25 protein-coding genes are annotated in these 26,962 nt (G+C 44.1%); 2 read left to right on the top strand and 23 right to left on the bottom strand.

The features are described 5' to 3' along the window. The first annotated feature begins 62 nt into the window (after nt 1-62). Complete coding sequence (locus DXD11_RS02010) at nt 63-365, top strand: DUF1292 domain-containing protein (RefSeq protein WP_015534151.1); 303 nt, start codon at nt 63-65, stop codon at nt 363-365. Nucleotides 366-376: 11 nt separating this feature from the next. On the opposite strand, the gene DXD11_RS02005 is transcribed toward DXD11_RS02010, so the two are convergent. The 13 genes from DXD11_RS02005 to rho form a co-directional block, all read right to left on the bottom strand. Next, on the bottom strand, nt 377-2,374 hold the full coding sequence (locus tag DXD11_RS02005) for an ATP-dependent helicase (protein WP_118016623.1): 1,998 nt from the start codon (nt 2,372-2,374) through the stop codon (nt 377-379). A gap of 96 nt (nt 2,375-2,470) precedes the next feature. Further along, entirely contained in the window at nt 2,471-2,974 is a 504-nt protein-coding gene (locus DXD11_RS02000) for an SEC-C metal-binding domain-containing protein (RefSeq protein ID WP_055144187.1), read from the bottom strand. 80 nt (nt 2,975-3,054) lie between these two features. Further along, on the bottom strand, nt 3,055-3,267 hold the full coding sequence (locus tag DXD11_RS01995) for a hypothetical protein (protein ID WP_015534154.1): 213 nt from the start codon (nt 3,265-3,267) through the stop codon (nt 3,055-3,057). 1 nt (nt 3,268) lies between these two features. Next, complete coding sequence (locus DXD11_RS01990; protein ID WP_055144185.1) at nt 3,269-4,585, bottom strand: replication-associated recombination protein A; 1,317 nt, start codon at nt 4,583-4,585, stop codon at nt 3,269-3,271. 96 nt (nt 4,586-4,681) lie between these two features. Beyond that, nucleotides 4,682-5,077: a response regulator gene (locus DXD11_RS01985; RefSeq protein WP_015534155.1), complete on the bottom strand. Its 396-nt coding sequence runs from the start codon at nt 5,075-5,077 to the stop codon at nt 4,682-4,684. A gap of 18 nt (nt 5,078-5,095) precedes the next feature. Continuing rightward, entirely contained in the window at nt 5,096-5,683 is a 588-nt protein-coding gene (locus DXD11_RS01980) for a TetR/AcrR family transcriptional regulator (protein WP_117548821.1), read from the bottom strand. Nucleotides 5,684-5,766: 83 nt separating this feature from the next. Next, nucleotides 5,767-6,666: a DUF5688 family protein gene (locus DXD11_RS01975; RefSeq protein WP_117548820.1), complete on the bottom strand. Its 900-nt coding sequence runs from the start codon at nt 6,664-6,666 to the stop codon at nt 5,767-5,769. 213 nt (nt 6,667-6,879) lie between these two features. After that, nucleotides 6,880-7,935, bottom strand: coding sequence for a histidinol-phosphate transaminase (hisC, locus tag DXD11_RS01970; RefSeq protein WP_118757662.1), 1,056 nt, complete (start codon nt 7,933-7,935; stop codon nt 6,880-6,882). A gap of 1 nt (nt 7,936) precedes the next feature. Further along, nucleotides 7,937-9,013: a peptide chain release factor 1 gene (gene prfA, locus DXD11_RS01965; RefSeq protein WP_015534158.1), complete on the bottom strand. Its 1,077-nt coding sequence runs from the start codon at nt 9,011-9,013 to the stop codon at nt 7,937-7,939. A 52-nt stretch (nt 9,014-9,065) separates the two neighbouring features. Further along, the gene (gene prmC / locus DXD11_RS01960) at nt 9,066-9,929 is read right to left on the bottom strand and encodes a peptide chain release factor N(5)-glutamine methyltransferase (RefSeq protein WP_015534159.1); all 864 of its coding nucleotides are present in this window, start codon (nt 9,927-9,929) and stop codon (nt 9,066-9,068) included. A gap of 15 nt (nt 9,930-9,944) precedes the next feature. Then, complete coding sequence (locus DXD11_RS01955) at nt 9,945-10,901, bottom strand: DUF1385 domain-containing protein (protein ID WP_022216026.1); 957 nt, start codon at nt 10,899-10,901, stop codon at nt 9,945-9,947. A gap of 87 nt (nt 10,902-10,988) precedes the next feature. Then, nucleotides 10,989-11,195 carry a 50S ribosomal protein L31 gene (rpmE, locus tag DXD11_RS01950; protein ID WP_004853176.1) on the bottom strand — a complete coding sequence of 69 codons (207 nt, stop codon included), beginning with the start codon at nt 11,193-11,195 and terminating at the stop codon, nt 10,989-10,991. Between the two features lie 153 nt (nt 11,196-11,348). Beyond that, nucleotides 11,349-12,971: a transcription termination factor Rho gene (gene rho / locus DXD11_RS01945; protein WP_055144179.1), complete on the bottom strand. Its 1,623-nt coding sequence runs from the start codon at nt 12,969-12,971 to the stop codon at nt 11,349-11,351. A gap of 277 nt (nt 12,972-13,248) precedes the next feature. On the opposite strand from rho, the gene DXD11_RS01940 reads away from it, so the two are divergent. After that, on the top strand, nt 13,249-13,782 hold the full coding sequence (locus DXD11_RS01940; protein WP_015534160.1) for a DUF4364 family protein: 534 nt from the start codon (nt 13,249-13,251) through the stop codon (nt 13,780-13,782). A 100-nt stretch (nt 13,783-13,882) separates the two neighbouring features. Here DXD11_RS01940 and yihA read toward each other — a convergent pair whose 3' ends face one another. From yihA to DXD11_RS01890, 10 genes are all read right to left on the bottom strand, one after another. Further along, nucleotides 13,883-14,479, bottom strand: coding sequence for a ribosome biogenesis GTP-binding protein YihA/YsxC (gene yihA, locus DXD11_RS01935; RefSeq protein ID WP_015534161.1), 597 nt, complete (start codon nt 14,477-14,479; stop codon nt 13,883-13,885). A 10-nt stretch (nt 14,480-14,489) separates the two neighbouring features. Then, on the bottom strand, nt 14,490-16,793 hold the full coding sequence (gene lon, locus DXD11_RS01930) for an endopeptidase La (RefSeq protein WP_118016627.1): 2,304 nt from the start codon (nt 16,791-16,793) through the stop codon (nt 14,490-14,492). Nucleotides 16,794-16,911: 118 nt separating this feature from the next. Continuing rightward, the gene (gene clpX / locus DXD11_RS01925) at nt 16,912-18,222 is read right to left on the bottom strand and encodes an ATP-dependent Clp protease ATP-binding subunit ClpX (RefSeq protein ID WP_022216030.1); all 1,311 of its coding nucleotides are present in this window, start codon (nt 18,220-18,222) and stop codon (nt 16,912-16,914) included. Between the two features lie 136 nt (nt 18,223-18,358). Next, nucleotides 18,359-18,940 (bottom strand): ATP-dependent Clp endopeptidase proteolytic subunit ClpP, encoded by a 582-nt coding sequence (clpP, locus tag DXD11_RS01920; RefSeq protein WP_015534163.1) that lies wholly within the window; start codon nt 18,938-18,940, stop codon nt 18,359-18,361. 46 nt (nt 18,941-18,986) lie between these two features. Next, nucleotides 18,987-20,273 (bottom strand): trigger factor, encoded by a 1,287-nt coding sequence (gene tig / locus DXD11_RS01915; protein ID WP_015534164.1) that lies wholly within the window; start codon nt 20,271-20,273, stop codon nt 18,987-18,989. Between the two features lie 267 nt (nt 20,274-20,540). Further along, nucleotides 20,541-20,747, bottom strand: coding sequence for an alpha/beta-type small acid-soluble spore protein (locus tag DXD11_RS01910; protein WP_015534165.1), 207 nt, complete (start codon nt 20,745-20,747; stop codon nt 20,541-20,543). 132 nt (nt 20,748-20,879) lie between these two features. Beyond that, nucleotides 20,880-21,947 carry a butyrate kinase gene (buk, locus tag DXD11_RS01905; RefSeq protein WP_015534166.1) on the bottom strand — a complete coding sequence of 356 codons (1,068 nt, stop codon included), beginning with the start codon at nt 21,945-21,947 and terminating at the stop codon, nt 20,880-20,882. 33 nt (nt 21,948-21,980) lie between these two features. Then, nucleotides 21,981-22,901, bottom strand: coding sequence for a phosphate butyryltransferase (gene ptb / locus DXD11_RS01900; RefSeq protein WP_118757661.1), 921 nt, complete (start codon nt 22,899-22,901; stop codon nt 21,981-21,983). Between the two features lie 103 nt (nt 22,902-23,004). Next, entirely contained in the window at nt 23,005-26,244 is a 3,240-nt protein-coding gene (locus tag DXD11_RS01895) for a SpaA isopeptide-forming pilin-related protein (RefSeq protein WP_118757660.1), read from the bottom strand. Nucleotides 26,245-26,479: 235 nt separating this feature from the next. Continuing rightward, nucleotides 26,480-26,962 carry an S-ribosylhomocysteine lyase gene (locus DXD11_RS01890; RefSeq protein WP_015534167.1) on the bottom strand — a complete coding sequence of 161 codons (483 nt, stop codon included), beginning with the start codon at nt 26,960-26,962 and terminating at the stop codon, nt 26,480-26,482.

Raw genomic sequence — 26,962 nt, 5'->3', positions numbered from 1 at the left:
CTGGACATAGCACCAATTATTTACTAGAATAAACTGAATAAAACAATCAGGAGGATACCTATATGTCAGATATAAACAATAACGAAACCGACGAAATGGATATCGAGATGATCGATATAACATACGAGGATGGAACATCCTGCACATGTGAGATCATTGCCAAATTCGAGGTAAATGACATCTCTTATGCCGCTCTGCTTCCTGCAGATGACGAGGATGCCGATATCATCGTGTACAGATACAGCGAGCAGGGAGACGATGTCACCCTCGACGAGATCACCGACGAGGCTGAGTTCAACGATGTCGCTGACGCCCTCGACGAGATCCTGGACGATCTGGAATTCAATTCAGATGACGAGGAATAATATCCGTACATCTATGCGTTTTCTATAAGCTCGTTATTTATCGTGTATTCAAGGCTGAGCGTCTTTGTTTCATGTATATCATCGAAGTGGACACACAGCTTTCTGTCATCTACATATGTGATGACTCCGCGTCCATACCGCTTGTGGATTATGGTGTTTCCTGTTTTTATCAGAGACCTGTCCACAAGCATTTCCTGGACAAATCTCGAGGTCACCGCTTTTCTTCCATACATTTTCTGGGGAACATACACATACAGTCCATACTTAGCCCTCGTGACTGCCACATAGAACAACCTGCGTTCCTCCTCTATATTTCCATCTCCAACCGATTTCTTATGAGGCGTTATGTCCTCAACAGCATCCATTATGAATACATATGAATACTCAAGTCCCTTTGAACAGTGCATAGTCGAAAGTGTGACTGTATCACCCGCCACACTGCCCTGCCTGCTCTGCTCTCTGAGCTGTTTTGTGTATTCGTCTATATACTCCATCCAGCCGTCGAAGCTCAGGAAGTCTTTTGCACTGTCCTGTATCTCCTCCAGGATATCAATATAATCATCCTCACTCACGCCCCTGTACTCAGCATATTCCCTCACATACGCATCCAGTCCAACCGCTTTCCTTATATAATTCACAGCCGCGTACGGTGCAAGTCTGCTTATCCTCTCCAGATCGTTCTCAAGGACATTTATGTTGTTGACTATCCTATACTTATCCTTATAATTCTGCCTCAGCTCCTCAAAGTTCACCACCGGCGAATCAAATGCATCCCTGCTTATATACCTGTTCGGCTTATTGATGATCCTGAGGACCGTTCTCCTGTCCCTGCTGCCCCTTGCAAGCCTTATATAGTCAAATATGTTCTCAGCTAGGAAGTGCGTGAAGATATTTGGTATGTTATCCTTCATCAAAAATGGTATGCCATTTTCCATGAGCTTTGAAGCCAGCGCCCTCGGCTCGGTATTCGTCCTGAATATGATCGCCATTTCACGGTATGGAATACCAGCCCGGTTAAGCTCTGCTATCCTGTCTATAATCTTCTTATTCTGCTCCGTCATGCTGTCCGTCTTAACTATATGGACTCTGTCGCTCTGTCCCGCGGCAAATGCCGACCTGAGCTGCTTCTCATATCTGTCCCGGTTGTTCTGTATTATCCGCTTCGAGCACTCAACTATATCGTAGCTGCAGCGGTAATTGACATTCAGGTATTCTATGACCGTACCATGGAAATCCCCCGGGAACTTCTTCATTATAGCCGGAGCAGCCCCCCTGAAGCCATACACCGACTGATCATCGTCACCCACGGCAAATACGTTCTGGTCCTCTCCGGCCAGCAGCTTCACAATGTCATACTGGATCATATTTATATCCTGGAACTCATCTATGAGTATGTACCGAAACTTGTTCTGCCACATCTTAAGTATGTCTGGTCTCTCCGACAATAGCTCATATGTGAACACCAGCATATCGTCAAAATCTATCTTCCCGCATCTTCTCAGGAAATTCTCATACTCATCGTACACAACTCGGAAATCCTCAGGCTTCATCGTTGTGCTCTCATAGTTCTCAAGACTCACTCTCCCGCTCTTGACATTGCCTATCTCCCCGACAACATTCTTGGCAAAATCCTCCTGACTGTCATACCTAAAGCCGTGCCTGTCTATGCTGTCCCTTATGACTCCATACTTTTCTGAATCCGTGACGATATTCGCCGCTGTGTAATTATATGCATTTCTGAGCATCCAGAAAAATACAGAGTGAAACGTGCCAAAGGTTACCCCGCGGACGCCCGGACACAGCTCCTGAAACCGCCCCTTCATCTCATTTGCCGCAGCCTTCGTGAAGGTTATGACCAGAATATTGTCAGGTCTCACACCATGTTCTTCTGTAATGTATTTTATCCTGTGGGTGATGACCGTAGTCTTACCTGAACCAGGCCCCGCTAGCAGCAGCATCGGCCCATCGCAGTGTCTCACCGCTCTCTTCTGGGATTCATTAAATTCCATCTGTATATCCTTTCACGCAAATATAAAAGGCGGTCAAAAGTTTACCCTTTAACCGCCTTCTCATATCTGCCAGTTATATCAGCATGATATATATCATTACTTACCGCAGCACTTCTTGTACTTAAGTCCGCTTCCACATGGACATGGATCGTTTCTTCCAACCTTTGGTGCCTTGATGATAGTCTTAGATGACTTCTGTATCTTGTAGAGCTCGTCTCTCTTTGCCTTGGAGAATATTCCATCCCACTGAGGAAGAGTGTAAAGCCACTCTGCATTGCACTCAACCATGTTCATATAAAGCTTCTCATAATCTATAGGAAGCTTAACCTCTGAGTCCTCTGTCACATCATCAAGATTGTTTGATTCTGCAAGACTGTCATCTATTCCGTCGAGGAATCCGATCATATACTGAATAGTGAGTCCGTACTTCTCAGCAAGCTCTTTTACAGTTCCATGTACAGGGTCTGCAAGAGGATTAGCAAGAAGCTGCTCATATACGCCCTTCTCTGCCTGGAAATAACTAACCCAGAATTCCTTTCCCTCAGGTGTTCTGTCATCTAATCCGTATGCGTAATCACGCCATTCTTTTAATAAACTCATTTCATCTACCTCTTAAGTATTTTTTGAACTTTAAAGAGTATATCAAATTATGTAATTTTTTTCAACATATTTGTACTGTTCTACTTGTTCTGATCTCTCATATCTTCGCCCTTGCGTCTGAGCACCCTGGCGATGAGCCATATTCCCCAGCACACAACAGGAATGACCACATCAAGGAATATCATACCCATCAGATTATCACTTCCGGTTATTCCCATTATAAATGTCGCAACATACATTCCGATGAGCACAAGTACAAGCACTATAGCTCCAATTCTCTTCAATATATCCATATCAGTCTCTCTTCTTTATCTTATCAAAATACGCCTTGATATCTCTCTCATAACCATTGTCCGACGGCTCATAGAATACCCTGCCTGCAATCTTATCAGGAAGATACTGCTGGTCAACGTAATTATTCGGATAATCATGAGCGTATTTGTATCCTGAGTGTCCAAGCTTTGCTGCACCGCCGTAATGTGCATCTCTGAGATACACCGGAACCTGACCCGTGTCCTCATGCTTTACCGCATCCATAGCCGCAAATATCGCATTCACCACAGAATTGCTCTTCGGTGCACACGCAACGTAGGAAGCCGCATGGGCAAGTATTATCTGTGCCTCAGGCATTCCGACTCTCTCCACAGCCTGTGCACATGCCGACGCCACCACGATAGCATTCGGATCAGCATTGCCCACATCCTCACTGGCACATATCATGATCCTTCTGGCAATAAACTTTATATCCTCACCTCCGTAAAGCATCTTTGCAAGGTAGAATATCGCCGCATCAGGATCTGATCCACGCATGCTCTTTATAAATGCGGATATTATATCATAATGATTATCTCCGTCCTTGTCATATCTTATAGCTCTCTTCTGGATACATTCCTCCGCCACTTCAAGTGTTATGTGTATCCTGCCATCCTCGCTTCTCTCCGTCGACAGAACTCCGAGCTCTATGGCATTTAACGCACTTCGCGCATCTCCCGACGCCATGTCTGCAAGAAAGTCCTCGGCATCCTCATCAATGTCTGCATCAAATGCACCCATGCCATTTTCTGAGTACACTGCCTTGTGGATGAGCTTCTTGATGTCCTCCCTGGACAATGGATTGAGCTGGAATATATGGGATCTGGATATGAGAGCCCCGTTAACCTCAAAATAAGGATTCTCCGTGGTCGCTCCTATGAGTACCACCGTTCCATCCTCAACAAATGGCAGGAGATAATCCTGCTGTGACTTGTTGAATCTGTGGATCTCATCGATGAACAGTATAGTCCGTCTGCCATACATAGCCTTGGTATTCTTCGCCTCTTCCACAACCTTTTCCATGTCCTTCTTGCCCGCCGTTGTGGCGTTGAGCTGTCTGAACTCCGCTTTGGTTGTATTGGCTATGACCATGGCAAGCGTAGTCTTGCCGGTCCCCGGAGGGCCATAAAATATAAGCGAACTTATCTTATCCGCTTTTATCGCCCTGTACAAAAGCTTGTCCTTGCCTATAATATGTTCCTGTCCAACCACGTCATCAAGGCTGGTCGGTCTCATTCTTTTTGCCAGAGGAGAATCATCCTCCGAGAAATTCTCCCTCATATATTCAAATAAATCCATCTTTATGTCCCTGCCATCTAATATTCAGTGTCATAAGACACTTCGAAGCCCGATATCTTACAATAACGGGCTTCGCATGTATCAATATCATATCATCTACTTGATAATGTCCAGTTTCTTCAGCATGTCATTAAACTTCATGATATCAATCGGCTTACATATGTAATCATCATAATCATCGCTGGCGAGATTGCTGTCAAAGCTTGCCTCGTCAAGTGCGCTGGTCATTATGACCTTCGATCTGAGCATCCTTGACACTCCGTGCTTTCTCTCTGCACTTCTTATGGATGCCAGGACTTTATACCCATCTATCTTTGGCATCATGATATCAAGACACACTAGCTCGAACAGTTCGCCCTTCTCAAGAGCATTTACAAATTCATCAACCGCTGCGATTCCATCAGGTGTTATGACCACATCACCAAACTTACTCAAATACTTGGATAAAAATTTTGCATTTGCAACATCATCCTCAGCTATTAATATTTTCATGACAATTCCTCCCTAATTTTACAACCTAAGTACTTTCTCAAGATGACTGAGCATCTCCTTGATCTCAACCCTGAAACTCTTCCTTGAGTATTGGTTTCTCCGTTCAAGCAATCCCTCTGTAAAAATTCCGTTGAACATGAGCGTAAGTTCCTTCGGTGAGAAAACCGCTCGTATCTCCTTGCTGTCAATCGCACTCTGAAATAATGTGCACACAAAATCATTACGCTTCAACATACACTCAGAGATGATCTCTCTCGTCTCTGACATATGAAGCAATTCTTCATAATGCAGCATTATCGCACCCATACCAATATAGTTATCATAATATGTTGCATATGTATCTGCATAATACTTGATCTTATCCAGGTATGTCCCGTCAAGTCTCTCAACAGTCCTCTGGATATTGACATCAAATGCCGCATATTCGTTCACAACCGCTATAAGTACCTCATCTATACCCCCAAAATACTTATATATCAGCGTATCAGATATATTCTGCTTTCGTGCAAGGTTCTTCGGTGTAAGAGCATGTAATCCCAAATCTCCAATTAGTTCGATAGCTGAAGCGACAATTTTATCTCTGCACGAAATATAACTATCCTCCAATGTCTGTTCCTCCCATTAAACATAATTTTTGCCCTTAGAACACTGGTTTTATTCTATGTCATGGGATATATTTTGTCAACATTTTAGACTATCAAGAGTTTTCCTTTTTCCCTGCTGTACATATACAGACTGTCAGACAGATAATCCATGGCAGGCACTGTTACCTTGTTCGCCTCTCTTATGAGATCCTTGTAATAATCCTCTGTGTAATCCGCACTTGCCCTGATAAACAGCAGCTCATGCACACTGGATGGCAGGATATATATGTCATCACCCACCATATTCGCACACTCCTCAAGCATTCCATCATACAGTACGGCCGTGGCCCCATTGATACCGTGCGTGTTTGACAACATGTACAGTTCGTCCACATTGTCACAGTCGTCATCGAAATCTATCCCTTCATATCTGCCCTTCAGCGCATCAAAAAGGTTCTGCCTTACACACGGAAACATTCTCTGGGTGTTCTTAAGTGCATTCTTATACAATGTATCCAGACTGACTCTCCACCTCTTCACATCATTATTGTTGACTATCGTGGTTGCCAGGCCGTCGTTATCCAGACTCAGCACCCTTCTGAAAGTTATCGCAAGATCATTAAACTCTATAAATGGTGCACTCTCAAGCAGCCGGCTATTTCGCTCCCTGTTGACAAGCCGCACTATTATGTTGTCCATAACCTTCGTCTCATCCACCACATCGCGTATATCAAGCTTCCTGCACCTGCAGTTCGCTTCTCTGAGCCTGCATATATCTTCCATGACAACATCAAAATCCATCCCCTGCTCATAATCCCTGTAAAACGGATCAAGATATATCGTAGGACACACCTCTTCAGAGCTCTTGCACACATTCATCGCAGTGAGCTCCACCCCATTATTCTTCAAAACCTTATTGACCCGGATGTCTGATCCATCTCCCTGTCTGAGAAGTCTGCTTCTCATTTCATCCACTACTCTGGCTATAAATTCATCAAAATTCATTCAATTCTCCTTTTACAAACAAAATCAAACGAAACGTCCCGATATTTTTTCCTGAAATATTTCATGGGTGAATTCTATAGAAAAACTCTGCCAAATTCAATAGTTTTGGTGCGCTTTATAGTGGAATCCTGCGCTTTATAGTGGAATCCTGGCACAGTTGTTGCCGCCATATCAAGAAAAAACCGCCATGCCTTTGGCACAGCGGTCTGTTTATTATCTCTCCTGTATATAATTTGTAAGGAACTCTGTGAATTTATCCATCTCTTCATCCGTACCAATGGATATCCTCAGATAATTGTCTATACGTGGTTTGTCAAAATATCTGACATATATATGGGCATCCTTCGCAGCCTGGAATATCTCCTTTGCCGGAATATCCTTATGCGTTGCAAATACAAAGTTTGCAGACGAAGGAAGACATGTAAAATCAAGTGGCTTTATAGCTTCCACGAATCTCTCTCTCGTGGCGACCACCTTTGAAACAGTCTCCTTAAAATACTCATCGTCCTTAACTGACTCTGTTCCCATTATCAGTGATGGTCTGTTCATTGTATATGAGTTGTATGAATACTTTACGTCATTGAGGGCCTTTATCAGAACCGGGTCGCTTATTGCATATCCTATCCTGAGTCCCGCCATGGATCTCGACTTTGAGAACGTTCTTACAACCACAAGATTGTCATATTTGTCTATAAGACCAAGTGCCGACTCGCCGCCGAAATCTATATACGCCTCGTCTACTATGACTATCGAATCTTTGTTGTGGCTGACTATATCCTCCACATTCTTTATGTCCTCGTATATTCCTGTAGGGGCATTTGGATTAGGGAATACGATTCCCCCGTTCTCTCTGTAGTAATTCTCCTTCACCAGCCTGAAGTTTTCGTCAAGTGCCGGTCTCTCGTAAGGGATACTGAAAAGCTCTGCCCACACATCATAGAAGGAATATGTAATGTCAGGGAACAATATTGGTTTGTCAGAGTTGAAAAATGTAAGAAACGACATGGCAAGCACATCATCCGAACCCACTCCCACAAATACCTGTGAAGGATCAACTCCGTGATACTCTGCAAGCACATCGACAAGTGCCGATGCTGTTGGATCCGGATATAATCTGAGTGTATCGATATCCATCATTACATTCTTCACTCTCTGTGACGGGCCGTACGGATTCTCATTCGTATTGAGCTTTATCACATCTGTATCCTTAGGCTGTTCACCCGGAACATAAGGTTCTACTTTTCTTATATTGTCACTCCACGCTGCCATATTATTCCTCCTCATTCACCTGTGCCAGCTTTGCTGTCTGGTCAGCCGCTATAAGACTGTCTATAAGTTCATTCAGATCTCCGTTCATGATCTGGTCAAGCTTGTATAATGTGAGCTTGATCCTGTGATCTGTAACTCTTCCCTCAGGGAAATTGTATGTTCTGATCTTCTCTGATCTGTCTCCTGTTCCTATCTGGCTTCTTCTGTCCGCAGCCTCTGCGTCATGCTGCTTCTGGAGCTCCATGTCGTACAGCTTTGATCTCAGAAGGGCAAATGCCTTTGCCTTGTTCTGGAGCTGTGATTTCTCTGTCTGGCTGTAGATCACTATTCCTGTAGGTATATGTGTAAGACGTACTGCCGAATCGGTTGTATTGACACACTGTCCACCGTTTCCTGATGCTCGCATTACATCTATCCTTATATCATTCTCATTTATCTCTACATCAACTTCCTCAGCCTCAGGCATAACCGCAACTGTTATGGTCGATGTATGGATTCTTCCGCCTGACTCTGTCTTAGGTATACGCTGTACTCTGTGTACACCACTCTCGTACTTCATCTTGGAGTACGCACCGTCTCCGGTGATCATGAACACAGCCTCCTTGAATCCTCCGATACCGTTCTCGTTGACACTCATAAGTTCAACCTTCCACTTGAACTGGTCAACATATTTCTGGTACATTCTGTACACCTCATATGCGAACAGAGCAGCCTCATCTCCGCCTGCACCGGCACGGATCTCCACGATTACGTTCTTGGAATCGTTAGGGTCCTTTGGAAGCAGAAGAATCTTGAGTTCCTGCTCTATGGTCTCGAGATTCGCCTTTGCCTCATTCATCTCTTCCTTTGCCATCTCGCGGAGCTCCTCGTCGCTCTCCTCCTCAAGAATCTCAAGACTGTCCTCTATGGTAGTCTTTGCATCCTTGTACTCATGGTACTTCTCAACTATAGGTGAGAGATCGCTCTGCTCCTTCATGAGCTTTCTGAATTTGTTCTGATCTGACACAACATCAGGATCGGTGAGCTGATTATTTATCGTATCAAGCTTATCTACAAGTTCTTCTAATCTGTCAAACATATCTATACCTCTCTATATTCATTCTGTCACGCTGTCTCCTGCAGCGTTAAATCTACCGGTTATCTTCTCTGTCATATCTGCCGTACACCACCCGGTCATTACCACTCAGATCCTGTACAACATGTATATCGTCATAACCTGAATCTACAAGGAGGTACTGTACATCTTCTGCCTGATCATTGCCAATCTCGAATACAACATATCCTTCATCCTTTATATATTCTCTCGCCTTATCGGCTATTATTCTATAAAAATACAATCCATCCGCCGTTCCGTCAAGTGCCAGATGTGGTTCATGCTCCCTGACCTCCGGCATGAGTGTCTCTATGACATCACTTCTTATATATGGAGGATTCGACAGTATGAGGTCATATTTCCCGGATATCTGCTCAAAGAGATCCGTCCTGACCACTTCAAATCTATCATCCCCTGCACACAGTTTCGCTACATTTCTCCTTGCAAGACCGATCGCTGCCTCAGATACATCGGCAAGTACGATCCTGCTGTTCTTGTTCCAGAGTCCAAACGATACTCCTATGCAGCCCGAACCGCAGCACATGTCCAAAACATCAACGTTATGGTCAGCGTCCTTTACAAGCTTCAATGCCGTCTCAACAAGAGTCTCTGTGTCCATCCTTGGAATGAGCACATCTTCTGCGGTATCAAAATCATATCCCATGAAATTCTGCTCACCTGTGATATACTGAAGCGGAATCCTTGTGCTCCTCTTTTCTATGAGCTTCATGTAGGCTTCCGATTTATCATCATCCACGTCATCTTCTCTGGCCATGATCATATCCATACGGTTCATACCCGACAGGTACTGCCACAATATATCAGCGTCTATATCCGCATCAGGAACATCACTTTTCTCCAGCCTGTCCCGTCCCATTCTCAAAAGTTCACACAGCTTCATCTCTATCGAAATCCTTTAATCTTCTATCTCGCCCTTGTGCATGGCGTCCTGGTATGCCTCCCAGTCTATAACTGCCTCCACGGACTTTATCGCAACTGCTATCATGTCAAGATCCGGCTCCCTTGTGGTGAGTCTCTGAACCCACATTCCCGGAACTGACAGCGCATTTGCAAGCTTTGAATCACTCTTGCCAGCAAACATTATAAATTCGTATGATATACCGGCGATTACCGGAACCAGCAGCAGTCTTATGACAAGTCTGAGCCATGCCGTATCTGCGCTTATAAACATGAAAACAATTATGCTTATTATCATTACGATGAACAGAAAGCTTGTTCCGCATCTCTTATGATATCTTGAATACTTCTTCACGTTCTCCGGAGTCAGTGGCACCCCAGCCTCAAAACAGTTGATCGTCTTGTGCTCTGCCCCATGGTACATGAACACTCTCTGTATATCCTTCATAAGCGATATGAGTGCCACATATCCCAGGAATATTCCAAGTCTTATAACTCCCTCTATGGCAGACATTATGATCCTGTTATCTATAACCTTGTCTATGAGTTCCCCGATAAATGCAGGAAGCATCATGAATAACGCGATGGCAAATACAAGTGAAAATAACACTGTACCTATCATCGCCGCATCGTCCGCTCTTTTCTGCTGCTCAGGTGTCCTCTCTTTTTTCTTTTCTTTTTTCTCTTTCTCCGCCTTCTCAGGCTCCTCGTCATCGTAAAACGATGCTGAGTATGTGAGGGTCTTCACTCCTATCACGAGGGATTCCACGAAATTGACAACTCCCCTGATTATAGGAACTCTGAAAAATACACTTCTCGATGCCATGGACACATAATCCACAACTTTCACTTCTATATCTTTATCCGGTTTTCTGACTGCCACCGCATATCTGTCGCCATTTTTCATCATGACACCTTCCATGACAGCCTGACCGCCTATTCTTACTCTCTTCACGCCAATCTCCTATCGGTATATTTAACTGGATAATAAAAAAACAGCTTGAGATTATTGTAAAATAACCTCAAGCTATCAACGTTTTTATTAGTTGGCCTGAACGCCATACTTCTTATTAAACATATCAATTCTACCACGTGCTTTGATTGCCTTCTGCTGACCTGTGTAGAATGAATGACACTTTGAGCAAATTTCTACGTGAATCTCTTCCTTTGTTGATCCTGTAACGAACTCGTTACCACAGTTACATACAACCTTTGCCTGATAGTAATCTGGATGTATTCCTTTACGCATTCTTTTTCACCTCTTTACATATATATTTATATATGAGAACAGGCATAAAGCCAGGGTTCTTCATAACACAACTTCTGTATTCTAACATAGTGACCAGTACAATGCAAGCAGTTTTTTGATTTTTTTGACAAAATCATCTCAACAATCCTGCTGTTATTTTCTGAGAAGTGACTGCTTTACATAGTGGATAAATTCTTTGTTGTTTCTGGTACGAACAAACAGCTTTCTGACATCCTCAAGAATATCCTCTGATTTACTTCCCATGAGCTCCTTGTGAATGGCTGTGACAACCTCCTGCTCTTCCTTGTTGAGCAGAAGATCATCTCTTCTGGTGCCGGATTTTGCTATATCTATGGCAGGGAATATCCTCTTCTCTGAGAGCTTTCTGTCAAGCACAAGCTCCATGTTACCGGTTCCCTTGAACTCCTCAAATACAACGTCATCCATCTTGCTGCCCGTGTCGACCAGCGCTGTGGCAAGGATCGTAAGGCTTCCTCCCTCACGCATGTTTCTGGCGGCACCAAAGAATCTCTTTGGCATGTGAAGCGCTGCAGGATCAAGACCACCTGACAGAGTTCTTCCGCTAGGAGCGACCGTGAGGTTATACGCTCTTGCCAGACGTGTGATACTGTCGAGCAGGATCACGACATCCTTCTTGGACTCCACAAGTCTCTTTGCTCTCTCAATGACCATCTCTGACACTCTCTTATGATGCTCTGGAAGCTCATCAAATGTTGAATAGATAACCTCCACATTAGGGCCCTCTATGGACTCTCTTATGTCTGTTACCTCCTCAGGTCTCTCATCTATGAGAAGGACGAGCAGGTGCATATCCTCATATCTTCTGCTGATCTGCTTTGCGATCTGCTTGAGAAGAGTCGTCTTTCCTGTCTTAGGTGGTGAAACGATCATGCCTCTCTGTCCCTTACCTATAGGGGCAAGAAGATTGATCATCCTGATAGGGATAGGAGCACCGTCTCCGTCAAGCTCTATCCTCTCATTAGGGAAGATAGGGGTCATCTCCTCAAAGCTCTTGCGGGCCGCTATGACCACAGGATCCTCATCGTTCACGCTTGCCACATATAAAAGGGCACTGAACTTTTCTCCCTGTGTCTTGTTTCTTATATTACCTGTGACTATATCTCCTGTCTTGAGACCAAATCTTCTGATCTGTGCCGGTGACACATATATATCCTGATCTCCCGGAAGATAGTTTGCACTTCTTATGAAGCCATATCCCTCAGGCATGACCTCAAGTATTCCGTGAGCCTGTCTTCCACTGTCGAGCTCCGGCAGATACTCGTTCACGTTCTGTGCCGCCTGATTTGACTGGACTCTGTCCTGATTCTGGCCTCTGTCCTGGTATCTCTCCTGGCTCTGACCTCTGTCCTGATACCTTTCCTGGTTTCTGTCCTGATTCTGACCTCTATCCTGGTATCTCTCCTGATTCTGGCTGTGATCCTGATATGTAGCCATTCTTCTCATACGTCTCTGTCCATTGTTCTCCCTGAAATCATCACCTCTTGAGCCCTCAGAGTGATGTACTATCCTGGTTTTTCTGTATTCTGTGTCTCCGGCTGTCTCTCTGACCACATGCTCGGTCTTAGGCTCTGACACATTTTTCTTATTTTCCACTGAAACCGCTGTCACATGCTCCTCCACATATTTTATGAGGAACTGCGCAAGCTCCGCCTTCTTCATTCCCGAGCAGCCTTTTATACCATTATCCTTGGTAAACTGACGCAACTCTGCAAGAGAAGCTTTACTAAAATCCATATATAATTGTCTCCTTTCACTGAAACCAATGATTAACAAATAAATTAAGTATTATGGGAATATAAACACTCTAAGAAATAAGTAGTGTCTCTCAATGATACATCAAATTCAATTACGGTAAAAAAATAAAAATGCGCTAAGCACGCATATTATTCTCGCTTATTATAACATAAATAGAACAATTGTAAATATATTGATTTTAAATTTTACTAATGTTATCATATGAATGTTGTCCGTTCATCAGCACGGACAAACATTTTAACAAAGGATACACGATATGGGAACCGAATCTATTGTATTATATAAACTCATAGTGCTCTATATGCTTGACAGAGTTAACTTCACTCTGACCAATTCACAGATTTCAGACTTTGTTCTGGAGAAGGGCTACACCAATTATTTCACTCTTCAGGAAGCCATAAACGGACTTATAGAAAGCGAATTTGTATATGTATCAAGCATAAGAGGCGCATCCCATTATAAGATAACCTACAAAGGTGAGGAAGCCCTGAGCATGTTCGAGAACAGGATCCCATATGCCATCAAACAGGATATACTGGATTTCTTTGAGAAACAGCAGATCAACCTCAAAAAGGAAACTGAGATACAGTCTGACTACTACCTCAACGATTCCAATGAATATACCGTCTCCTGCGTCATCAACGACAGGAACGAGCCGCTGCTGGATATAAAGTTCAGCGTGCCTACCCAGGCCGTGGCTGTTGCCATATGTGACAACTGGCGTCAGAAAAGCACTGAGATATATGATATACTCGTAAAACAGTTATGGGCATCCAACACATCCAGCTAATATCAGCATAAAAATGACTGAGAATACCGAAAAGAATTATACTCCTCGATATTCTCAGTCATTTTTTTGTCTATTTATCTGACTATATGTTCATATTACTTTACTGCTGCTCCTGTGCCAGTGTCTCCTCTATGAGATTCCAGATCTCATCTCTTCCCTGCTTTGTCTGTGCGGAGAACGGTATCATCGTTGTTCCAGGAACAAGATCCAGTTTCTCACGTATGAGCTTCAAGTTCTTCTGAACCTGGCTTCTCTTGATCTTGTCCAGTTTTGTGCAAATGATCACCGGCTCATAGCCATTGTCCACGATCCAGTCATACATCATGCAGTCATTCTCCGATGGCACATGTCTTATGTCTATCAGCAGGAATACCTTTTTGAGCTGCGGAGAACCGTGAAGGTATCTCTCGATCATCTTGCCCCATTTTGCTCTTATCTCCACCGATACTTTTGCATATCCATATCCCGGCAGATCCACAAAGTACAGATTTTTATTTACATTATAGAAATTGATCGTCTGTGTCTTACCTGGCTGCGCGGATGTTCTGGCAAGCGACTTCCTGTTAAGCAGCCCATTTATCAGAGATGATTTTCCTACATTTGACTTGCCGGCAAATGCGATCTCCGGGAGATCGTTATCAGGTAATTTACTTGTAATTCCACACACAGTCTCAAGCTCAGCGCTCTTTACTATCATACACTTCTCCTTATCTGACAAGGGCAAGGTCAAGCACCTGCCTCATGTCTTCCACTAAATGAATATTGACTCCCGATGTTATCTCTTCATCCAGCTCCAGATAATCGCTCTCATTTTTCGCCGGTATCAGTATATCTTTAACACCGATCATCTTGGCTGCAAGGAGCTTCTCCTTCAGGCCTCCAATAGGAAGCACCTCTCCTCTGAGAGTTATCTCTCCTGTCATCGCTATTCTGCCATTAACCGGCACGTTAAATATGGCTGAATACAACGCTGTCGCCATGGTTATTCCGGCAGACGGACCATCCTTTGGAACTGCCCCCTCCGGTATATGGATATGGAAATCGTGCTTTGCAAAGTAATCGTCTCCAAGCGCCAGTGATTCCTTGAGGGATCTGATATAACTCATTCCCGCATAAGCGGATTCCTTCATAACATCGCCCATCTTACCTGTGAGCTGAAGAGTTCCTGTCCCCGGAAGCACATTGACCTCTATCTCCAGAGTGACACCGCCAACCGCCGTCCAAGCAAGGCCTCTGACAGCGCCAATTTTATTCTTCAGATTTCCATTCTCATCTTTATATTTGTATGGGCCAAGGAAATCCTGGATATTCTTCTTTGTGACTTTGACCACATCCATCTCACCGGTGAGTATCTTGCGGCAGGCCTTCCGACACACCTTGTCTATATTCCTCTCAAGACTTCTGACTCCCGCCTCTCTCGTGTAGTGGCTTATGATCTCCCTTATGGCACCGGCATCTATCTTGAACTGAGATTTTGTCAGTCCGTTCTTCTCACGGGTCTTCTCCACAAGGTACAGCTTTGCTATATGATACTTCTCATTCTCCGTGTATCCCGATATATTTATGACTTCCATTCTGTCGAGGAGCGGCCCCGGTATACCGGAGATGTCGTTCGCCGTTGCTATGAACAGCACATTGCTCAGATCCACCGGCACTCCAAAATAGTGATCATTGAACTCTTTGTTCTGCTCACCATCAAGCACCTCGAGAAGTGCCGATGACACGTCTCCCTTGTAATCACTGCTCACCTTGTCTATCTCATCGAGAAGCATGAGCGGGTTGTTCGTCTTTGCCTTTATCATGGATTGTACAATCTTTCCAGGCATAGCTCCCACATATGTTTTCCTGTGACCTCGGATCTCCGCCTCATCGTGGACTCCGCCCAGTGATAAGCGGACATATTTCCTCGATGTTGCACGGGCTATCGACCTTGCTATGGATGTCTTTCCTGTTCCCGGAGGTCCCACAAGACAAATGATCGGAAGGTCCCCCTTATTGCTCAATATATGAACAGCAAGATAATCAACGATCCTCTCTTTGACCTCCTCAAGGCCATAGTGATCTTTGTCAAGTATGTCTATGGCTGACTGCAGATCATTATTATCTTCCGTTGACACATTCCACGGATAGCTGAGCATCACATCGATATAGTTTGCCGACACACTGCTCTCAACTGCATTCTGAGGTATGCCCTTATAGTAATTTATCTCTTTTTCTATCTTATCGTATACTTCCTGGCTGCAGCCCGCCTCATCGAGTCTCTTCTGAAATTCTCTGACATTTGCATCTACGCCGTCGTCACCAAGCTCCTTACGGATAACGGACATCTGCTCTCTGAGCACATACTTTCTCTGATTCTCAGCGGTCTCCTGATTGACCTTTTCCATGATCTCTTTCTTGATCTTGCCGATTCCGAGAACTTCCTCCATTATCTGTATCAACCTCATAGCGCGGCTTCTGACATCTAGCATCTCCAGAAGCTCCTGCCTGTTGTCATCAGATATATTCACATAGTCGGCCATGCTGTCAACCAGCTTTCTGACAGACTTGAATGAACGTATCTCCCTGTACAGAACGTTGTTCTTCACTATACCCTCGTCAAATGCTTCCTTAAGCTTTTCCTTGAGTATGCTCTGTATAGCCTTCTCCTCATCCTCGCTGATGTCGTTAGTCTCCTCCACATCTGTCACGTGGCACACATAATATTTATCCTTGCTGTAATCCACAAGGCGCGCTCTCTTCTCAGTCTGTATGAGAACTCTCATGCCTTTGTTCTGAAGTCTGACAAACTGCTTTATCCTGGCTATGACACCTATCTCATAAAACGAAACTGTCTTATCGCCGTTCTTATGAACAGGATTTGCCAGAAATATACATTCCTCATTCTTGACTGCATGTCCCACCGCCTCGCAGGCTTCACGCGTTGTCGCATCAAGATAGAAGGACAATTCCGGCATAACCACGCCATCGTCAAGACTAATCATTGTCATCTCTAACATTTTCTCATTCATACCTGTTATCTCCGTATATATCATTAAAAAATAAGACGTTATCAACACTGCACATTTAAAGGCTTATAAGGGCGCAAATGTATGTCAGCGTTGTAACGTCTCATTTCGGCAATAATGACTATGCACTCTCGCCGTTATCTGTATTTGCCTTTTTCTTCCTTACCTTTTTCTTAGGAAGGTCTGTATCCTCTGATGGATCTCTGTAAGTCAGTACAGGTTCTTCATCGCCTGTTATGACACCCTTGGTAATAACACACTTCTCTATAGTTGGATCTGAAGGGATCTCGTACATAAGATTAAGTGTAGCATTCTCCATGATAGCTCGAAGTCCTCTAGCTCCGGTCTTACGCTCCATAGCTTCCTTTGCTATCTCTCTGAGTGCATCATCCTCTATCTCAAGCTGAACTCCATCAAGCTCAAAAAGCTTCTTATACTGCTTGCATATTGCACTCTTTGGCTCTGTCAGTATTCTCACAAGTGCATCCTCATCCAGAAGATCCAGAGTCACTGCAACAGGAACTCTTCCCACAAATTCAGGGATAAGTCCATACTTTACAAAGTCATGTGGCATAACCTGCTTGAGGAGCTGTCCAACGTCCTGCTCTGACTGCTCTATAACCTCTGCATTAAAGCCAATTGATTTCTGGCCAACTCTGTTCTCTATGATCTTCTCCAGTCCCTCGAACGCACCACCACATATGAATAATATGTTGGTCGTATCGATCTGGATAAGCTCCTGATGCGGATGCTTTCTTCCACCCTGAGGTGGAACTGAAGCCACAGTGCCCTCTATTATCTTTAACAAAGCCTGCTGAACGCCCTCACCCGACACGTCTCTGGTTATGGATACGTTCTCGCTCTTCTTTGTGATCTTGTCTATCTCATCAATATAGATTATTCCATGCTCAGCTCTCTCTATGTCATAATCAGCGGCCTGTATAAGCTTCAGGAGAATGTTCTCAACATCCTCTCCTACATATCCAGCCTCTGTGAGAGTTGTAGCATCTGCTATTGCAAAAGGAACGTTTAACAATTTTGCAAGGGTCTGGGCAAGATATGTCTTACCTGATCCCGTTGGGCCAACCATGAGGATATTACTCTTCTGTAATTCAACCTCAAAATCCTTCTGCGCAAGTATTCTCTTATAATGGTTGTACACGGCAACCGCCAGTACCTTTTTTGCCTCTTCCTGACCTATTACATACTCATCAAGAAATTCTTTTATTTCCTTTGGCTTTAACAGATTGATATCACCATCTGAATCAAGTCCTGCGTCAACCAGTTCTTCTTCTATTATCTCTGAGCATATCTCTACGCATTCATCACATATGTAAGCCCCAGGTCCGGCTATGAGTTTTCTAACCTGATCCTGTGTCTTATTACAGAAAGAACATCTGAGCTGTTTTCTCTCGTCACTACGATCTGCCATTACAATACCTCGATTATTCACTATTTATAATTGTCTGGAGCCAGTCTTTTCCAGAATCTGCGAATACACCGCCGGTTCTGCAGGCTGGCTCCAACCAACTGATACATCTTCTACATATCAGATATCTCTATCTGTATTATCTGTTTGTTATAACGCTGTCGATAAGGCCGTATGCACAAGCCTCCTCAGCAGTCATCCAGTTATCACGATCTGTATCTGCCGCGATAACATCAAGTGGTTTTCCTGTATTCTCACTCAGCATTTTGTTGAGTTTCTCTTTTGTCTTTAATATATGTCTGGCTGCGATCTCTATCTCTGTTGCCTGCCCCTGAGTTCCACCAAGTGGCTGATGTATCATGATCTCCGAGTTTGGAAGCGCATATCTCTTGCCCTTTGTTCCTCCTGCAAGAAGGAATGCTCCCATGCTCGCTGCCATTCCACAGCATATTGTTGAAACATCACACTTGATATATCTCATTGTGTCATATATTCCCATTCCGGCTGTAACTGATCCACCCGGGCTGTTGATATATAACGAGATATCCTTTGAAGGATCCTCTGACTCAAGGAATAACAACTGTGCTATAACAAGGCTTGCAGTTGCATCATTTACCTCATCTCCAAGAAAGATGATTCTGTCTTTCAGCAATCTAGAATAAATATCGTATGTTCGCTCTCCGCGGCTAGTCTGTTCTACAACGTATGGTACCAATGCCATGTTATCTACCTCCAATACATATCAAGCCAATCTGTCTGTTAAAATATTAAACTTCCTTTGACTCATCTACAAGAAGCTTTGCAGCCTTCTTAACTGCTACATCCTTCTTGATGCTGTCCTTCTCTGCGTCGCCCATGAATCCCTTGATATCCTCAAGCTTCATCTGGTACTGAGCTGCCATCTTTGAAAGCTCCTCGTCAACTTCCTCGTCAGTAGCCTCAATGTTCTCAGCCTTTACTACAGCCTCAAGAACTGCTCTCTGCTGGATTCTCTTGAGTGCGTCCGGCTTGATTCTCTCCATGAGAGACTCCTCTGTAACGTTTACGATCTGCATATACTGCTCAAGGCTGATTCCCTGATACTGAAGTGTCTGAGCGAACTCATCCTTCATTCTCTTCTGCATATCCTCAACCTGTGCATCTGCAATATCCATAGTTGCGTTCTCGATAACCTTGTCAAGAACCTTTGCTTCCTTCTCGTTTGCAGCGTCTCTGTTCTTCTTTGCAAGTATCTTCTGCTTTACCTCTTCCTTGTACTGGTCAAGTGTATCGCATCCGCCTACCTCGCTTGCGAACTCATCATTGAGCTCTGGAAGCTGTGACTCTGTGATAGAGTTGATCTTGCACTTGAATACTGCCGGCTTTCCTGCAAGCTCCTCAGCCTGGTAATCCTCTGGGAATGTTACGTTAACCTCAACATCCTCTCCGATGTTCTTACCAACAAGCTGATCCTCAAATGTATCGATGAATGAATGTGAGCCAAGAACGAGCTTGTAGTTCTCACCCTTTCCACCATCAAATGGAACACCATCAACAAAACCCTCGAAGTCAAGAGTAACCTCGTCGTCAAGCTGTGCTGCTCTTCCCTCTACGAGTACCTTTCTTGCGTTCTGAAGCTGCTCCTTCTTGATGTCCTCAAGAACCTCATCATCTGTTACTTCAACGTCGATCTTCTCAACTTCGATTCCCTTGTAATCGCCAAGTGTAACCTCAGGCTTTACAGCAACCTCTGCTGTGAATACGAAATCCTTGCCCTTGCCCATCTCTATTACGTCAATAACTGGCTGTGATGCGATCTCAAGCTCTGAAGCTACAGCCTCTTTTGGATAATACTCGTTGATCATTGCATTTGCAGCATCCTCATAGAATACTTCCGGGCCATACATCTTCTCGATGAATGCCATTGGCACCTTGCCCTTACGGAAGCCTGGAACATTGAATCTGTTCTTTGTCTTGTTGTAAGCTGCTGTCATTGCCTTGTCAAAATCTGCTGCAGGTACTGTGATTGTAAGCTTTGCCATGCTGTGCTCAAGCTTTTCTACTGTGAAACTCATCTTTTTATTTCCTCCTTGAAATGTGCAAATGGTGCCTTAAGCCCTACAATTAAGGCACTCAGATAGCATCCATTTATCTTTTTCTTGTTTATATGTGTGGACAAAGTCCACATCAATCATCGATTATATCATAATGTGCAAATGATTGTCCAGTCCATTATACTATTATTATAATACAAAGTTTTCACGACACAAAAGACCTGATGTATGGATCATACACCAGGTCTTCTTTTTGTTCGTAGATCTAACGGAGATTATAAGCCAGGCTTATCTTCCTGACATCTGCTCTTCCTGTCTCTTGATCATCTGACGAACCATCTCGCCACCGATTGAACCTGACTGAGCTGATGTTAAATCTCCATTGTAGCCATCCTTAAGATCAACACCGATCTCCTTGGCTACCTCCATCTTGAACTTGTTCATAGCACTCTTTGCCTCTGGAACACTTGTCTTGTTAGAGTTTGAACTTGCCATAACCCTGTACCTCCATATTGAAATAATTATTTAAGACTTTCGTCTTGTTAGTATTATTAACAATACGGCTTATGTTATAATGGCAATTTCTGTTATATGCCATGAACTTTTTATCTGAAAATCACTTTTCTCTTAATACTTCATTGGCTCCTCTTCGCCATTCATGACTCTGAGTGCGCCCTGAGCAAGTGCAAGAAGCTCATCCTCTCCTGCATATACTGTAAATGGAGCGATAAATCCTGCTCTCTTCTCAAGCTCTTCGCATGTGTGCTTTGAATATGCGATTCCACCTGTGAGGATTATCTGATCAACCTTTCCTCTGAGAACTGTTGCCATACCACCTATATCCTTGGCAACCTGCTGATAGAATGCATCCTGAACAAGCTTTGCATGCTCATCGCCCTCATTGACAAGCTTCTCAAGATCTCTTGCATCGTTGCTTCCGATGTAAGCGTTGAAGCCGCCCTTTCCAACGAGCTTCTTCATAACCTCAGCCTGTGTATACTCGCCTGAGAAGCACATCTTTACAAGTGCTCCTGAAGGAACGCCACCTGCTCTCTCTGGTGAGAATGCACCGTCACCGTCAAGTGCGTTGTATACATCTACTACCTTACCGTGATCATGGGCACCAACTGATACACCGCCACCCATATGTACTACGATGAGGTTCAGGTCTGTGTACTTCTTGCCAACTTCCTTTGCATATCTCTTGGCTACTGCCTTCTGGTTGAGTGCATGGAACACGCTTATTCTTGGAAGCTCAGGTACTCCTGAAAGTCTTGATGATGGCATAAGCTCATCAACAACGACTGGATCTACGATGTATGAAGGAACTCCGAGCTCATCACCGATCTCTCTTGCGAGGATACCACCAAGGTTTGATGCATGCTGGCCCTGCTTACCGATCTTAAGATCCTCAAGAAGGTCATCGCTTACTGCGTATGTACCGCCTGGGATTGGCTTGAGCATTCCACCACGTCCTACACATACATCAAGTGTCTTGATGTCAAAGTTCTTCTCAGCAAGGACATCAAGAATAACCTTCTTTCTGAAGTCCTTCTGATCTACTATCATATTGAAGCCTGCAAGCTCCTCTGTTGTATGTCTGAGTGTCTCCTCAAACAGAAGTGTCTCGTCCTCGAACACACCGATCTTTGTCGATGTTGAACCTGGGTTTATTATAAGAATCTTATATGACATTTTTTAAACCTCCAAATGTTTTTTATGTATGGCTTATTTGTTTGCCTTAAGTGACTCTGCAACAACTGCTGCAAGTGCTATTGAGTTGAGCTTAACCTCAAATGTATCTGATCTTGATGTAAGGATTACAGGAGCATCTGTACCTGTTATGATACATCCGTTCTTACACTTTGTTGTATGAACAAGTGTCTTGTATACAAGGTTACCTGCATGTATGTCTGGGAACAGAAGGATATCGGCATCTCCAACGATCTTTCTGTCTGTAGCTCCCTTATGGATAGCTGCCTCTGGCTCGATCGCAAGATCCATTGAAAGAGGTCCGTCAACTATACAGCCTGTGATCTCACCGTTCTCGTTCATCTTTGTGAGCTCAGCAGCCTCTACTGTTACAGGCATCTTAGGATTTACAACCTCTACTGCTGCAAGTGGAGCAACCTTTGGACAAGGTATTCCGCACGCATGAGCAACCTCTACAGAGTTCTCTATGATCGACTTCTTCTCCTCAAGTGAAGGATAAGTCATGAACGCAACATCTGTAAGGTACAGGAGTCTGTCAATACCAGGGATCTCAAATACACATACATGTGAAAGTGGCTTACCATTTCTGAGGCCAACCTCTTTGTTGAGGACACTCTTCAGGAAATCCTTTGTTGAGAGAAGTCCCTTCATATACATGTCAGCCTTATGATCATGAACAAGTTTCACTGCCTTAAGTGAAGCCTCAATATCATCCGGCTCATTTATGATCTCATAACCTGTAAGATCCATACCTATCTGATCTGCGATCTCTCTGATCTTAGCCTCGTCACCTACAAGTATAGCGTCTGCGATTTCCTTCTCCTTTGCAGCCTTTATAGCCTCAAGAATAGGCGCATCCTGTGCTACTGCAACTGAAACTGTCTTTCTGCTGCACTGTGAAACCTTTGCCAATAAATCATCAAAACTTTTACTCATCTTTCGCACCTCACGTGATATTTATTATTTATACAAGTCCATTTTGTATGTTATCACTTATAAATCTAAAGGTCAACCACATTGTCCCATGTTATTATTACTGTCATTTTGATTCTCCGGTAAATTTTTTCCTGTAAAATACGATTCCCGCAACCGAAACTACGGCAAAGCACATAAGCAGTATGACCTTCGAAACAGGATCCCGATCTCCGGTGTCCGGCGTATCAGGAGTATTTGGCGTGTCGGGTGATGGATGTTCTTTTATTTTATGATTTGTTATGATCACCGGATCATCCATGGTATATTCACTTTTTGATGTGTCTATCTGAATTTTTTTGTCTGTTTTTTCGTACCCCTCCGGGGCAGCTAACTCCTCTATGCTATACGTGCCTCTGGAAAGTCCGTAAAATACAGCCTGTCCATTTTCTTCCGATTCAGCTTTTGCGATCAGAGCACCCCGGTCATCATATATGCCAAACACAGCCCCGGCAAGCGGACTGCCATCCTCCTGATCCGTCTTGAGTATATGCACCATGCCATAGTGATTTTTGACATTTATCACCGGTGGCTCATCTGCACTCTCCGGCACGCTCACCGGTATAGAATTTACCCCCGGGTCGGCAATATAACCCTTGGGAGTTCTGGTCTCCTTTATATAATACTCTCCCGGCTCGAGTCCGGTGAATTCTACACTGCCGGCTTTGTCAGTCTTTTTTGTCATGAGCTTTTCATGATCAGATGCCCTGTACAATGTGAACTCCGCATCCGCAAGAGGTGTCTCCAGAATATCATCCGTCTTGTGGACACTTATGCTCCCTCTGATCTTCTCTTTTTCTTTTGTATAAACTGTCTGTGAAGCAAGGTTCACATCCTCATGTGAAGCTACGACCTCGCCATCATAATCCTCATCCGTAAGCACCTCATAGCAGACAAGAGCCGAACCACTTATGCTGTCAGCCGAAAAACTGAAATTCACATCCACAGTCATCTCCTCTGCATCTGCGGTAAAACATTTATCTGACGTTGATCCATCTGCCCCAAGCGGTCTGCCCGACTCCTGTGAGACAACGCTTCCGCTCAGTTTATATCTGTGCCCGATATCCAGCCCTTTCATACTCACCGTGTCCGTGATATCTGCAGTTTCCGCATCCGGATCAATGAACTTCGATCCGTCTTCACTGTTCTTCGCCACAGATTCTATCTCCGGCATCCTCTCATCAACTATGTCCCCAAGATCAAACACGCACTCATCTGAATCTATTTTGAATTTTATCGGAGCAATGCTCTTATACTTTCCCCTATTTGCATCACAACGAAGCTCTGTCAATGTGTACTCTCCATACGGCAGTGATCCTTTGGTCTTGTCCGGCTTTCCATCCCCAAACCAGATATCATCCGTAGAACTGGAGTATTCGCCATTGGCATCAGTTGTTATCTCCGCAGACTGGGTGCCATCGGAGTTCTCGACGAGGAATCTCACATTTGCGATCGCTGTCCCATCCTCGGCATCCGCTTTTTTGAATTTGAAGTCACCTCTTACGACATGGTTCCCGACCACAAGCTCGTAGCCATTTACCAGACGAACAGTGTCGCCATCCTGTTCTATTCTGTCCAGATATATTCCATCTGAACTATCCTTTATAATATTGCCATCCTTTGCGCTTTTAAATATTGAATTCACAAGCGTGTACCCTTCTGGGGCTTTTGTCTCCTGAACCGTGATTGTTCCCGTCTGCAAAACCACATCCTCAAGGCCGCACTTACCGCTGTCATCCGTCTTAAGCGTCCAGCTCTGATTCGGCTTCTCTGGGAGCTCGTCCACGGAATTATAAAAATTCCTGTAATAATTGACTGTAAACTCAGCCCCTGACAAGACAGCATCTCCCTGAGATTTATCTCCCGTCTCCGCATCCTGTTTGTATATGCTCAGATCAATCTTGCCTGAGATCACCTTGTCCCAAGTCTCCCAGCTTATTTCAAGCTCCGTGGATGTACTGACCTCCTTGCCATCCACGGACAGGAATTCTCCTTCTTCGTTTATAACGAGCTGTGCCACAGCACTGTTTCTCTCATAGTTGTACGGAGCCCTTTCCTCATATATCCTGTATGTTCCGAACGGCATATCTGTGATCTCATAGGTTCCAAGTCCGCCATATTCTGACATCACAACTATACCATGTCCATTCTCATCAGTCTCTATCTGAGCCACCAGAGTGCGCAGACTCTGTGTGCCGTTTTTCACTTCCATCTCAATATTGTACAGAGCTTCTCCCACACCGACGCCGGAATCTCTGTCGGTCTTGTGCAGACTGAACTTTCCAAGAACAGGCTTCTCTCCCGTCCATTCAATATCCATAGAAATACTGCTTGAAGCTACCGTTCCAAATAACAACTGCTGGTCATCATCTACCTGAGTGGAATCTACAGTATACACTGTAACTCCAGGGATCCCTTTACCAGACTTTACTGTGCCCGTTCCCTTATAAGCCTTCTCAGCACTGAAAAAGAATCTGTCGCCTCCCATTATAGTTACCTTACCTGTCTTGTGGATGGTGAACTCCTTTTCTCCGCTTTTCCTGATATGGAGCCATGTATCCGCCGGTACCGAGATCCTCACTCCATTCTCAGCATCTGCCTTACACCTCATTATCCTGGTTCTTCTTCTCTTCTCACCAGTCTTCTTATCCACATAACCGGTATAATCCTTAAGACTTACATAATTACCGTAATTCTCTTTGCTTCCATCATCTATTATCTCTATATCTGCCTGATCTCCCTGAAGGACGATCTCATCTCGCTTTGTCTCCGATATGTATTTATAGAATTCGTCTATAACGTCAAAATACTGTCCATGTCTTATATAATTCAAAGTCAGTGTCATGATGAGCTGTCTGTGATCTGCGGACACCCCCTTAAAACCAGACCACGCATATTCACTTCCCGGTCCATACAGAAACGCTTTCTGAAGCAGTCTGTTATTTGTCACGGAAAATGCCACCTTGTCCGTGCTCTTAACTTCATTTTTCTTATGATCGCCGCAGTATGCCCTGTACTCTACACCATCCTTATGCACCGTGTAATGCCTCGTGTATGGCATCCCATTGTAAAACACCACATCGCCGCTTAGGATGCAGTCCACATCTTCATAACTTATCTCATATCCGGCCATAGCCGCAATTCCATCCGTTGAGGTGGCCATAACATCAGTATGCCTGCTTTTCTCCCCGGCATACAGTTCGTCAGCACTTGACCTTGTACTGAACCTATGATAAAAAACCACACCGGCCACACATACGGCCAGAAGAACAGCCAGCAGAATCTTATATACATACAATCTTTTCATAATCTCTTCCTTTCTGTTTGAGTTTCAGCCCATTCATAACCGTATCCGGTAAGAGCCGTCTTCATGAATCTGTTTAGCTGTTTTATGTGCACAAAAAAAGCTTACGTGCATTAAAAAGCACGCAAGCTTCATTGTCAATAGAATGGCAAACATTCCTCAACAAAGCGAATTTCCACTGAAAATCACCCGTTTTTTACATGGTCTGTATATTTTGATCTCATTTGTAAATTGGAATTTAACCCTCTGGATAATTAAGTCTGCTGTCATCTATATCATACAGAACCTGTGACAGGAATTTCTCTGCAAGATAGTTCGCCATACCGAGATTCATATCCAGGTAATTGCCGCACTCTCTTGGATTTGCTCCAGGGATCGGATCGTGATAATGTCTTATGAATTCGAACATTGATATCATAAGCTCCACTATATCCTTCGACTCATAATCGCCTGCGAGTATGAGATAAAATCCCGTCCTGCAGCCCATAGGTCCAAAGTATATGACCCTGTCCTTATACTCTTCATTATTTCTCAAGAATGTCGCACCGAGATGCTCTATGGTATGAACCTCCGCAGTGTTCATAACCGGCTCATAATTCGGCTTTGTCATCCTTATGTCAAATGTTGTGAGGATCTGATCCCCAGCCTTATCCTTTCTCGACACATAAATGCCCGGATTCAGGAGAAGATGATTTATCTGAAAACTTGCTATCTTATCCAT

It is taken from the genome of Coprococcus sp. TF11-13, assembly GCF_003481085.1.
GTDB lineage: Bacteria > Bacillota > Clostridia > Lachnospirales > Lachnospiraceae > Coprococcus > Coprococcus aceti.
This window is presented reverse-complemented; position numbering and strand designations above follow the sequence as displayed.

Excerpts from the sequence above, each read along its gene's own strand:
- DXD11_RS01975 (WP_117548820.1), bottom strand. The coding sequence starts at position 6,666 with ATGAATTTTGATGAATTTATAGCCAGAGTAGTGGATGAAATGAGAAGC.
- lon (WP_118016627.1), bottom strand. The coding sequence starts at position 16,793 with ATGAATGAGAAAATGTTAGAGATGACAATGATTAGTCTTGACGATGGC.
- DXD11_RS01940 (WP_015534160.1), top strand. The coding sequence starts at position 13,249 with ATGGGAACCGAATCTATTGTATTATATAAACTCATAGTGCTCTATATG.
- tig (WP_015534164.1), bottom strand. The coding sequence starts at position 20,273 with ATGAGTTTCACAGTAGAAAAGCTTGAGCACAGCATGGCAAAGCTTACA.
- rpmE (WP_004853176.1), bottom strand. The coding sequence starts at position 11,195 with ATGCGTAAAGGAATACATCCAGATTACTATCAGGCAAAGGTTGTATGT.
- DXD11_RS01990 (WP_055144185.1), bottom strand. The coding sequence starts at position 4,585 with ATGGATTTATTTGAATATATGAGGGAGAATTTCTCGGAGGATGATTCT.
- buk (WP_015534166.1), bottom strand. The coding sequence starts at position 21,947 with ATGTCATATAAGATTCTTATAATAAACCCAGGTTCAACATCGACAAAG.
- ptb (WP_118757661.1), bottom strand. The coding sequence starts at position 22,901 with ATGAGTAAAAGTTTTGATGATTTATTGGCAAAGGTTTCACAGTGCAGC.
- DXD11_RS02010 (WP_015534151.1), top strand. The coding sequence starts at position 63 with ATGTCAGATATAAACAATAACGAAACCGACGAAATGGATATCGAGATG.
- prmC (WP_015534159.1), bottom strand. The coding sequence starts at position 9,929 with ATGAAGCTGTGTGAACTTTTGAGAATGGGACGGGACAGGCTGGAGAAA.
- DXD11_RS01895 (WP_118757660.1), bottom strand. The coding sequence starts at position 26,244 with ATGAAAAGATTGTATGTATATAAGATTCTGCTGGCTGTTCTTCTGGCC.
- DXD11_RS01890 (WP_015534167.1), bottom strand. The coding sequence starts at position 26,962 with ATGGATAAGATAGCAAGTTTTCAGATAAATCATCTTCTCCTGAATCCG.
- rho (WP_055144179.1), bottom strand. The coding sequence starts at position 12,971 with ATGGATTTTAGTAAAGCTTCTCTTGCAGAGTTGCGTCAGTTTACCAAG.
- DXD11_RS01995 (WP_015534154.1), bottom strand. The coding sequence starts at position 3,267 with ATGGATATATTGAAGAGAATTGGAGCTATAGTGCTTGTACTTGTGCTC.
- DXD11_RS01985 (WP_015534155.1), bottom strand. The coding sequence starts at position 5,077 with ATGAAAATATTAATAGCTGAGGATGATGTTGCAAATGCAAAATTTTTA.
- hisC (WP_118757662.1), bottom strand. The coding sequence starts at position 7,935 with ATGGCAGCGTGGAGTGACAATATAAGAAAAGTAGAACCTTATGTTCCG.
- DXD11_RS01910 (WP_015534165.1), bottom strand. The coding sequence starts at position 20,747 with ATGGCAAGTTCAAACTCTAACAAGACAAGTGTTCCAGAGGCAAAGAGT.
- DXD11_RS02005 (WP_118016623.1), bottom strand. The coding sequence starts at position 2,374 with ATGGAATTTAATGAATCCCAGAAGAGAGCGGTGAGACACTGCGATGGG.
- clpP (WP_015534163.1), bottom strand. The coding sequence starts at position 18,940 with ATGGCATTGGTACCATACGTTGTAGAACAGACTAGCCGCGGAGAGCGA.
- prfA (WP_015534158.1), bottom strand. The coding sequence starts at position 9,013 with ATGTTTGACAGATTAGAAGAACTTGTAGATAAGCTTGATACGATAAAT.
- clpX (WP_022216030.1), bottom strand. The coding sequence starts at position 18,222 with ATGGCAGATCGTAGTGACGAGAGAAAACAGCTCAGATGTTCTTTCTGT.
- DXD11_RS02000 (WP_055144187.1), bottom strand. The coding sequence starts at position 2,974 with ATGAGTTTATTAAAAGAATGGCGTGATTACGCATACGGATTAGATGAC.
- yihA (WP_015534161.1), bottom strand. The coding sequence starts at position 14,479 with ATGATAGTAAAGAGCGCTGAGCTTGAGACTGTGTGTGGAATTACAAGT.